Origin of the sequence: Methylobacterium sp. J-072 (assembly GCF_022829425.1) — a bacterium.
Lineage (GTDB): Bacteria > Pseudomonadota > Alphaproteobacteria > Rhizobiales > Beijerinckiaceae > Methylobacterium.
In genome coordinates, this window is record NZ_JAKSYK010000121.1 from 1 (window position 1) to 8,856 (window position 8,856).

13 protein-coding genes are annotated in these 8,856 nt (G+C 62.7%); 5 read left to right on the forward strand and 8 right to left on the reverse strand.

The window, feature by feature from the left end; genetic code table 11:
- Positions 1 to 394: 394 nt before the first annotated feature.
- On the reverse strand, positions 395 to 616 hold the full coding sequence (locus tag MKK67_RS14050) for a hypothetical protein (RefSeq protein WP_243965653.1): 222 nt from the start codon (positions 614 to 616) through the stop codon (positions 395 to 397).
- A gap of 159 nt (positions 617 to 775) precedes the next feature.
- On the opposite strand from MKK67_RS14050, the gene MKK67_RS14055 reads away from it, so the two are divergent.
- Positions 776 to 1,015 carry a hypothetical protein gene (locus MKK67_RS14055; RefSeq protein WP_243965655.1) on the forward strand — a complete coding sequence of 80 codons (240 nt, stop codon included), beginning with the start codon at positions 776 to 778 and terminating at the stop codon, positions 1,013 to 1,015.
- Between the two features lie 223 nt (positions 1,016 to 1,238).
- Here MKK67_RS14055 and MKK67_RS14060 read toward each other — a convergent pair whose 3' ends face one another.
- Both MKK67_RS14060 and MKK67_RS14065 read right to left on the reverse strand, forming a co-directional pair.
- On the reverse strand, positions 1,239 to 1,631 hold the full coding sequence (locus MKK67_RS14060; protein ID WP_243965656.1) for a hypothetical protein: 393 nt from the start codon (positions 1,629 to 1,631) through the stop codon (positions 1,239 to 1,241).
- Between the two features lie 360 nt (positions 1,632 to 1,991).
- Complete coding sequence (locus MKK67_RS14065; RefSeq protein ID WP_243965671.1) at positions 1,992 to 2,222, reverse strand: helix-turn-helix domain-containing protein; 231 nt, start codon at positions 2,220 to 2,222, stop codon at positions 1,992 to 1,994.
- A gap of 68 nt (positions 2,223 to 2,290) precedes the next feature.
- Here MKK67_RS14065 and MKK67_RS14070 point away from each other — a divergent pair, with 68 nt between their 5' ends.
- From MKK67_RS14070 to MKK67_RS14080, 3 genes are all read left to right on the forward strand, one after another.
- The gene (locus MKK67_RS14070) at positions 2,291 to 2,440 is read left to right on the forward strand and encodes a hypothetical protein (protein WP_243965658.1); all 150 of its coding nucleotides are present in this window, start codon (positions 2,291 to 2,293) and stop codon (positions 2,438 to 2,440) included.
- Positions 2,441 to 2,538: 98 nt separating this feature from the next.
- Positions 2,539 to 3,336 (forward strand): pyrimidine utilization protein D, encoded by a 798-nt coding sequence (gene rutD, locus MKK67_RS14075; protein ID WP_243965661.1) that lies wholly within the window; start codon positions 2,539 to 2,541, stop codon positions 3,334 to 3,336.
- The gene (locus MKK67_RS14080; RefSeq protein ID WP_243965663.1) at positions 3,317 to 3,619 is read left to right on the forward strand and encodes a hypothetical protein; all 303 of its coding nucleotides are present in this window, start codon (positions 3,317 to 3,319) and stop codon (positions 3,617 to 3,619) included. The genes rutD and MKK67_RS14080 overlap by 20 nt, the downstream gene beginning before the upstream one ends.
- Positions 3,620 to 3,985: 366 nt before the next feature.
- Here MKK67_RS14080 and MKK67_RS14085 read toward each other — a convergent pair whose 3' ends face one another.
- Positions 3,986 to 4,318, reverse strand: coding sequence for a hypothetical protein (locus MKK67_RS14085; protein ID WP_243940810.1), 333 nt, complete (start codon positions 4,316 to 4,318; stop codon positions 3,986 to 3,988).
- Positions 4,319 to 4,469: 151 nt separating this feature from the next.
- Between MKK67_RS14085 and zwf the strand changes: the two genes are divergently transcribed.
- Positions 4,470 to 5,933 carry a glucose-6-phosphate dehydrogenase gene (zwf, locus tag MKK67_RS14090; RefSeq protein WP_243965665.1) on the forward strand — a complete coding sequence of 488 codons (1,464 nt, stop codon included), beginning with the start codon at positions 4,470 to 4,472 and terminating at the stop codon, positions 5,931 to 5,933.
- Between the two features lie 197 nt (positions 5,934 to 6,130).
- Here zwf and MKK67_RS14095 read toward each other — a convergent pair whose 3' ends face one another.
- The 4 genes from MKK67_RS14095 to MKK67_RS14110 all read right to left on the reverse strand — a co-directional run.
- Positions 6,131 to 6,499: a DUF3768 domain-containing protein gene (locus tag MKK67_RS14095; protein ID WP_243965667.1), complete on the reverse strand. Its 369-nt coding sequence runs from the start codon at positions 6,497 to 6,499 to the stop codon at positions 6,131 to 6,133.
- 12 nt (positions 6,500 to 6,511) lie between these two features.
- Complete coding sequence (locus tag MKK67_RS14100) at positions 6,512 to 7,186, reverse strand: hypothetical protein (protein ID WP_243965669.1); 675 nt, start codon at positions 7,184 to 7,186, stop codon at positions 6,512 to 6,514.
- Positions 7,187 to 7,419: 233 nt separating this feature from the next.
- Positions 7,420 to 8,478: a hypothetical protein gene (locus MKK67_RS14105; protein ID WP_243965670.1), complete on the reverse strand. Its 1,059-nt coding sequence runs from the start codon at positions 8,476 to 8,478 to the stop codon at positions 7,420 to 7,422.
- Between the two features lie 210 nt (positions 8,479 to 8,688).
- Positions 8,689 to 8,856, reverse strand: a 168-nt coding sequence (locus MKK67_RS14110; protein ID WP_243965672.1) for a transposase, incomplete at its 5' end; no start/stop codon positions are given.

An 8,856-nucleotide genomic window follows, 5' to 3' on the forward strand; every position in this document is an offset into this window, starting at 1 on the left:
TCTGCCACGAACTCGGCATCCGGTCCGTGTGGATCGACCGGGTCGGCGAGCCGCTGAACCCAGACTGGCCGCCGCACGCCAAGTTGGACGACCTGAAGGGTTTGCCCGACGTGCTGTCGGCGTCTTGAACGGCTTCCGAGCCAGTCTATGGGTTCACAAAGGGTCGCGAGCGGGTGCGACGGCGATGTCTGATTCCTTCGGTCATCGACCGGAAGCAGACCGTCGCAAATCCACCCCGAGCGGTCATTCGGCTTGCGACCCTACCTTGCCGTCCCGGATGCCATCAGCGCTTCCCCAAAGCGGTCATTCGTCAGCGGTCCGGCAACTTCGGTTCGGGGTGGCAAACGGACCTTGGCTTTTCAGACTGACGCGGACCTTCCGTCACAGGCAGCTTCTACGTGCCTTTTTCCAGCGGGTCCTTCAATAGCTCTATTGCTTCTTCCTTGGGCATTTCTACCTCTTTAGAAATAACAATTCGACGTGCAATCTCTTTCCCTACGCTTAGTAGAATCATTCGGCTCAATGTCTTCATCATTTCCGTGCCGTTATTCTCGATAATGGCATGTGCAGCTATGATTGCATCAGCGACTGCGCCCAAATCGGGGACGTGATCCATAGATCTTAAATCCGGCACTTAACAGAATTAGAATGTAAGACTTTTACATAGCTCGAACTCACTATAAGTTAGTAAAATTTTCCCCGTTACACAACCTGCTATGCAATGGTAAGGTGTATTTCTTTGCCCAGAAACTAGCATCTCACTTTGAGTATCTTCATGGACATGGCGACGCCCAAGGGCCTCGATACAGAACCGGATACCTCTAAAAGCGCAACGCTCACTCGGTTAGCGCAGGCGCTCGGCTGCTCCCCGGATCGTTTCATCGAACCGGCTCCAGCGGTAACGGCAAACGACACCTCGCAACTGATCCAAATGTGGCTTGCAATTAAAACTTCAGAGGGCCGAGAGGCGGTGTTCGCTTTCGTGCGCGAAGTTCTGCGTTCAGAGGCGCAGTAAAGTTACGGTGGTGTCGGCATCTGAATGCCGACGACCACACTCGTTGCGCCGCCTTATGCGGGCGATTGGGCACGCGCTGTCGATCGACGCGCTCGTTCTGCTCAAGTTTATTTCCGATTATGATCGACCCAGAAGCGGACCTTCGTAAAACCACCCATCCCAGTCGTAGGTCTCTGCCTCACCAGGGGGCCTGCAAGCGGACGTTCCCGGTTTCTGCAAATGGTCATACCTCGACGTCGTAAGCGGCGAGCTCGGGCAGCATCGCCTCGAGGACGAAATCGACGAACGCCGCCGGCACGTCGAGGTAGAACTCGCGATCAGAGTAGGCACCGACATGAGCTGGCAGCCCCCGCGCTGTGAACCACGAGGCCAGCCGGGCGAGGTCGGCTTCCGGTGTGTCACTGAGGAATGAGATCTGCGAGCGCTCTCGGTCATGATCTCGGTGCCCGGTGTCGCTAAGGCTGAGCTGAAGGTCGACGTTGGCCCCGGGTTGCCGCAACCACACGGCGCGTTCGGTGCGCCGCAGCTCCACAAACCCCAGCTGCTGGACGAACATGTCCACGACGGTCTGGAAATGAGCCGGGTTCACCCGGTTGGCGACGTGGTTGAATCGCAAGACCCGACTCCGTCCCGTCCCGGTGGGCAACGGCATAGAGGACGGGTCTGAAGGCGTCGAGGGACTGGTTGACGGGGTTGGGGCCGAGGCACAGCTGCCCCAAGCACCTACACTATCGCGTCGCCTTAGCTGAGCTTAGCCATATGCGTCATATCGATCATGATGAGACTTTAAGGCAGGCAAACACTAAAATCCTCGTTGACGCCTTCTCCAGCCCGGTTGAGCCGTTCGGAGGCGGGCTTGAGGGCATCAAGGGCTGCTCGAAGGGGTTGGGCAATTTGTACCTGGGCGCCGACGCCTAAACCCCCTACTCACCCTCGCAAAAGCCCGTGCATCGCGTGCATCCCGTGCAGGGCCTGATCAACGCCGCTTTCGTCCCGCCGGCAGGGGTGACGGTGCGGTCTTATCGCACGCCGGCACTGCCAGCAGATCGAGGATGTCGACCGCCAAAGCCGTCGCCAAGCGATCGAGCAGATCCACGCTCGGGTTGAACTCGCGCCGCTCGATGCCGCTCACGTAGGTGCGGTCCACGCCGGCATCGACCGCCAGACTTTCCTGGGGGATGCCGCGCTCAACCCGCAGCCGCCGCAGGTTCCAGGCAACGCGCGCTCGGCCTCGCCCGCCGCGCCGACACGCAGGAAGGGCTGATCCACGTCGTCATGATGCGAGCCGCCATCGGGCTGGAGATCGTCGCCACCCTGCCGGACGACGACAAGGGCCGCGCCGTTGCCGACTTCACCGGCCCGGCGGTCCTGCGTGCCGCTGGGTTGGCTGAGACCGAATTCGCCGCCCGCCCGGAGGCCTGCTGATATCCGACCCCGACCGTAGCCCCATCCCAGCCACTCAGACGAAGTGCGGTGGCAGGACATTTGCCACCTTTCGGAGCCGATCAGCCGAGGTTCAAGCCATGCACTACGTTATTCATGGGCGATCCGAGGAAACCGCTCCGACTGTCTTGCTGTCGGCCGGGCTCGGCGGCTTGGGCATCTACTGGAAGCCTCAACTTGACGCTTTAGGCGAACAGTACCGTGTCTTGGTCTATGATCACCGCGGAACTGGCGCGAACTGGGAAGAGCTCCCTGCCGAATATACGATCGCCGATATGGCTGATGACGTGCTCGACGTCCTGGATCGAGCAGGCGTGCAACGTTGCCACTTCGTTGGCCACGCGCTCGGTGGCCTGGTCGGCATCGATCTCGCCCTGCGTGCAGCGGGACGCCTGTCGAGTTTGGTCCTCGTCAACGCCTGGGCGAAGGTCGACACCCACACCCGGCGTTGCTTCGATGCCCGTACCGCGCTGCTGAAACACGGAGGTCCCGAAGCTTACCTCCGGGCCCAGCCGATCTTCCTGTACCCCGCCCCGTGGCTCTCGCGGCATGCAGAGCGGGTGGCACGGGAGGAAGTCGAAGGCGTTCGGCATTTCCAGGGGAGCCACAATCTGCATGCCCGCCTCGGGGCACTCCTCGCGTTCGATGCCGAGGGGCGACTGGGCGACATCCAGGTGCCGACGCTGGTCGCTGCTTCGCGCGACGATGTGCTGGTCCCGTACACGCGCTCGGAAGATCTCGCTCGCGCCATCCCGGCCTCGCGCTTGGCGCTCGCTGCCGAAGGCGGGCACGCCCATTCAGCCACAGATCCTGATCGGTTCAACGCCGATCTGATCGGCTTCTTCAGTGAGGCAACCCATGCCCGCCACCCCCATTGAGGCGGCCGCCGACGCCCTGTTGCGCATCGTCGTGACGGGCGAGCGGGAGCGCAGTGCCGCCGCCAACTCCAGCTGGGCCAAGGGCAGGCCGTGGATTGACACCATGGCTCCGGCGGCCGCGGATACCCTCGACGTCGCCGGCCTCGCTGCGGATCCAATCGGCACCGCTTGCCGGGCCGAACTGCGCCGCATCGGCCACGCCCTGCACGCTGCCAACTCGGGCGAGGACTTCGTCGCCCTGTCTGTCGAGATCGCGGAAACGGACCCGACACACGCGGGCTAGCGGGCAATGGTTCTTGAGATGGCTTGGCACGGGGTCGGAGGGCGCCCGTCGTGACCGGCCTACACCAGCCAGTTTAGCCCTTGGCGCCTGGCCTCTATCAGCCAGGTAGGACGCCGGTCTGATCCCTCACGCGAAGTGTGAAGGCAGGCTCAGCGCCTGGGCGTAGCTCATCAGCGCGAAAGCTCCGCCGATCAGCGTGGCAGTTATGGTGATGCGGTTCGTCCAGGTCATCGTCGGCTCCATCGGGTTCGCGACTGTCGTCGCCGTGTGATCCCGATGTATGCCCAAGATTTCCGGCCTGACGTGTTCCAGGACACCTATGGTGCGATTGATCTTCCGAGCTTTCCCAGAACCCCCAGTCCGCATTCAGATCGTCTCGTAGGCGAACAGGATCGCGATCATCGACAGGCTGGCCAACCCAAGGACGAAGCAGATGTCGGCACATCGCTCCAGACGGACCGCCAGCTCGTTCTCAGCCGTCAGGCGGATCGACAGGTAGGAAGTAACCGCACTGACCAGGAACAGGATTGCGGTCAGGGCGGCATACTCGTCGACGTGGCTCGGTCCGATCCGGGCTTCGAGGAGTTTCACCAGGCCGATCAGCGTGGTGCACACGCCGACCATCGTGCCCGCGTTCGGCAGGATGTGGCGCGATAGCCCGTCCCCTTCCGACCTAGATGCTCTTCGCCGTTCGATCATCCGGCCCGCTCCCGCGTCCGTGCGCAGGCTGCCTTCTACTGCACCCAGCGTTCTGCGCCTGCCGCCTGCATACCCAGGCGATTTGGTGATTGGCACTCCTGTTGCTGACGGCCTGTCGCAAGGATCTTGGCGTGCCTCGCGGAGCAGTGCTGTGAAGAAGCTACCTCCCGACGTCGGGCCAAAGCACCCGCAGGCTGTCGTCCTGTTCGGCGCCACCGGGGATCTCGCTCAACGCAAGCTCCTGCCCGGGCTATTTCATCTGGTCAGCGCAGGCTTCATTCCGGCCTGTCGTATCATCGGTGTCTCCCTGGACGACCTTGATGCCGATGGCTTCCGGACCGCGGCACGCGGAGCTCTGGATCGGTTTGCCACGCGCCGCGTCGGCGACGAAGCTTGGGCGGCGTTCTCAGACATCCTCGATTACGTGCCGATCTCGGCGGGGCCGGCGGCGCTGCGCGAGGCAGTGGATCGGGCACGGGATACGCTTGGGGTCGAGACTCGCCTCCTGCACTATCTCAGTGTGCCGCCGGCCGCAGCCCTCTCGGCGGTCAAGATGCTCTCGGACGCCGATCTCGCTGAGGGCTCGCGGGTCGTGATGGAAAAGCCGTTCGGAGTCGATCTGGAGAGCGCTGTCGATCTGAACGCTCGCCTGCACGCGGTGTTCGACGAGGCCCAGATCTTCCGTATCGACCACTTTCTCGGCAAGGAGCCGGCCCAGAACATCCTAGCGTTTCGCTTCGCCAATGGCCTGTTCGAACCGATCTGGAACCGCAACTTCATCGACCACGTACAGATCGACGTTCCGGAGACTCTGGGCCTGGGCAACCGCTCGGCCTTCTACGAGGCCACCGGAGCTTACCGTGACATGGTGGTGACCCACCTGTTTCAGATCCTGGGCTTCATGGCCATGGAAGCTCCGACGTCCCTTGAGCCGGCACCAATCTCCGAGGAGAAGAATAAGGTTTTCCGCTCGATGCTGCCCCTGGACCCGCGGGATGTGGTCCGGGGCCAGTACAGCGGCTACCGCTCGGAGCCCGGCGTCGACCCGGAGTCCGACACCGAAACCTTGATTGCCCTCAAGTGCCAGATCGACAACTGGCGGTGGGCCGGCGTGCCGTTCTACCTGCGCACCGGTAAGCGGATGGCGGAAGGTCAGCGGATCATCTCGATCGCCTTCCGCGAGCCGCCTAAGAGCATGTTCCCGGCAAACTCCGGCGTCGGGGCGCAGGGGCCGGATCACCTCACCTTCGACCTCGCCGACGCCGCGAAGATGTCCTTGTCGTTCTACGGCAAGCGGCCGGGACCAGGGATGCGGCTCGACAAGCAGAGCCTGCAGTTCTCGATGCGTGACACCGGATTGGCCGGCGATGTCTTGGAGGCCTACGAGCGCTTGATCCTCGATGCAATGCGCGGTGATCGCACGCTGTTCACCACTGCGGAGGGTATCGAGCGCCTGTGGGAGGTCTCGGTCCCACTCCTTGAAGCTCCGCCGCCTGTACGGCTGTACGAGCCGGGTTCGTGGGGGCCGAAGTCGATCCACCAACTCGTGGCGCCTTACGCGTGGCGCTTACCGTTTGAGCGGGCGTGGCGGGATACGGTCCCTGCCGATGGATGAGCGTCCGCATTACCCAACGCTCGGGATGGACCGTGAAGGGGCTGCTGCCGACGAGCGTGCAGGCCAGCCGAGGCACCGGGGTCATCGTCTGGCAGCGGGGCCCTGTTACTCTGCTTCGCGGCTGCGGGCGTATGGCATCACTGGCATGAGGCAGATCGCTTCGGGTCAGCCGCGGCACCTTGCAGAGGGGGGCCATGTCAGTACTCATCGGCGCGCATGATGGTCAGCACGCGGGTCGTCACCGCGGGGTCGGTTGGGTCCGGCGAATGACCGAGCAGCGCCCGGTCGTAGGCGTCGATCTTCCAGAAGAACCGCTGGCCGCTGACCTCGACCGCACCGAAATCGTGCTCGCCGTGAGGATCGTTATCGACGTCGAAGTGATCGAAGCGGCGCACGGCCAGCAACAGGGCGATGCGGTCGGCCTCGCGCAGATCGACCACCCCCGGGGTTTCAACGACCTGCCCTCCGGCGAAGCTGCGCCGGAATGCATCGTTCAGGGCCCGCACCCGCGCGACGGGGTCAGCCGCCGCGGGGTTCGACCCAGCGTTATGGATCCGGATGTTCATAACCGATCCCCCTCAGGCCGCTTCGATCGTGGCGGTGTTGGGGTGCAGCAGGGCCATGTGCTCGCGCCGGCGCACGAGGAGGGGCAGGTCCGGCCAGTCGCGCCAGCGCAGGGTGTAGATCCCGCCGGTCTTCGCCTCGATCACCTCGGCCTCGTACCAGCCGTCCTGCTCCCCTTCAGAGATCAGCACGAGGCTGCCGATTGCGACGCCGGCCCAGCTCCGCGGATATCGGGCTTCGCCGGTTGAGATTGCCGTGGAGGTTTGGTCGCCTACATCGCCCGTCGCCGTAGCAGTCCCGTGCGCGACCGTTTCGCCTGCCGCGGTTGCCGTAGCCCCGACCTGCCCAGCCAAGGCGCTAAGGCGATCGTACACGCCCTTCTTGACCAACGGCACGAAGGCCCGACCAGAGGCGAACACGCGGCCAGACGGCAACTCCGCCGCAAGGGTTCGATGCGCCTCGGTACTGAGCGGAAGGGTCCGCATGTTCATCACCCCGGCGGCCTTTGTCGCAAGGGCGGTATCCGGCTCGGCGAACCACGAGGCGTGCGGTTTCCCGTCCTTATCGGCGCCGAAGACGATCAGCGCGGGTGTAGGTTTGGCAGCCGAAGTTTCAGTGTTGGCTTCGGTGCCCTTCGCGGGGTCGGGATTCTGAGCCTGCTCTTGGGCCTTGGTGACGATCGCGATCATGGCAAGCTCCTGAAAAACGAAAGGGGCCCCGGATGGGACCCCTTGCTCGTTGTGGATGGGTAGGTGAGGCTCGATGCAGACCGTGACCGCTGTTGGCGATGTGGTGGCTTTCGAGTGGGCTGCGGTCGAATCATCATGGCCTCAGGTTTGGGCAGCTTCGCGTCGCCCGCCACAACTCATATAGGAATTTAGTCTTGTTGTCAACCTGTTCAGCAGGGTTGCGTGTTCGCCTGTCAGTTCTGGTGACGGTCGCAGACCTCGAAAGCTGGGCACTGCCGCTGCTGACAGCCGAGCCGATCGTCGCTGCGATTGCCGTTGCAGATGTCCCAGCCAGCCTCCGCGCAGAAACCCCACAGTGCTGCTTGAACAAAACGCGGGAAGGTCGCTGGGAAATCTGGGTTGTAGGCTCGGGCATCGATTCGGCAGGCCAAGCCTTCGATGATGTCCGCACAGCCGCCAGGCGCGGTACAAGCCGGCCCGAAGGCGTGTTCGGCGTCGAAGCGCGCCAAGGTGCCGGTCCGACGCAGGAAGTTATGGACCAACGAGTCGACGGCGATCATCCACGATCCAGCTGTAACCCAGCGTTCCCGGTTCGGGTCGGCGCCAAGCAGAAGGTCAGCCAGCATCATCGCCCAGAGCTTCGGTCCAATGCCGTAGGTCTCGCAGAGGGGACTGAGAACGGCCTCCCGCATGCGCGGACCACGCTCGGGTGCCCCAGAGCCGGGATCGGCCTCGGCGAGCCGTTTATCGATCCAGCCGACGAAGTCGCCGTCGCAGACATCGCGAATGAAGAGGGCGAGGCTGTAGGCGGCTTGGTTCAGCGATCCTTTTCTCAGCCTCGGGAGGGGTAAGGTGCAGGCGTCGATGTGAGCCGGTTCGGCGCAGGTCCGGTCGACCCTGCGATATCCGCACGCCTCAAAATGCCAGTAGCTCGTAAGGCGCGTGCACCTCTGAGGTACCGATAAAGCCGCCTGAATTTCGGCGTTTGTCACCCCGCCATGCTGCTCGGCGTAGCGGGATGCGATCTGATCGGAGATACCCTGAAGCGGCACGAGGCTCATCATCCAGTCGAAGATCGGAGCGCTGTCGTAAGTCGCGACCGCATGCGAAACACCGTTTGATTTTTGATGGTCCTCTAGGTGATTTAGAAAGGTAACCGGAGCGAGGGCAAGCGCAGGTTCAACCACGCGATAAAGATGATCCCATGGATCCGTGCTAGATTGATTTGCATCGCTATAAATTAGCTTCATGCCGGCGACTTTATCAATTGCCGCAATAAGCCTGTCAAACAACTTCTAATTTATAGTCGTTTTTGCCGGCGCAATGGCCGATCGGAAACTTGAATCAAATTCTGGCAGGCGATCACCGCGAAAGTTTTTGATGGCAGGCGGTGCGGTGCCGAATGACCGGTTATGGCCGATTTCGTTGAAAAACTCGTTTGCGGCCGAGATCGGAGAGGGGCGGGATGAGCTCTCGCCCTCGAGCTGGGTGTCGCCAGCCGGTCAGGCCGGGCTCGGCTGCGGGATCGAGAGGAGCTTTGCGAGCTTCCTCAGGTTCTGAGCGGCGGCTGCGAGGTGGAACTCGTCTCTTGCTTCGTTCGGCCCTCGCAGCCGGAGGCGGTCCAGCTTCAGGATACGCTTGAGGTGGGCAAACAGCATCTCAACCTTCTT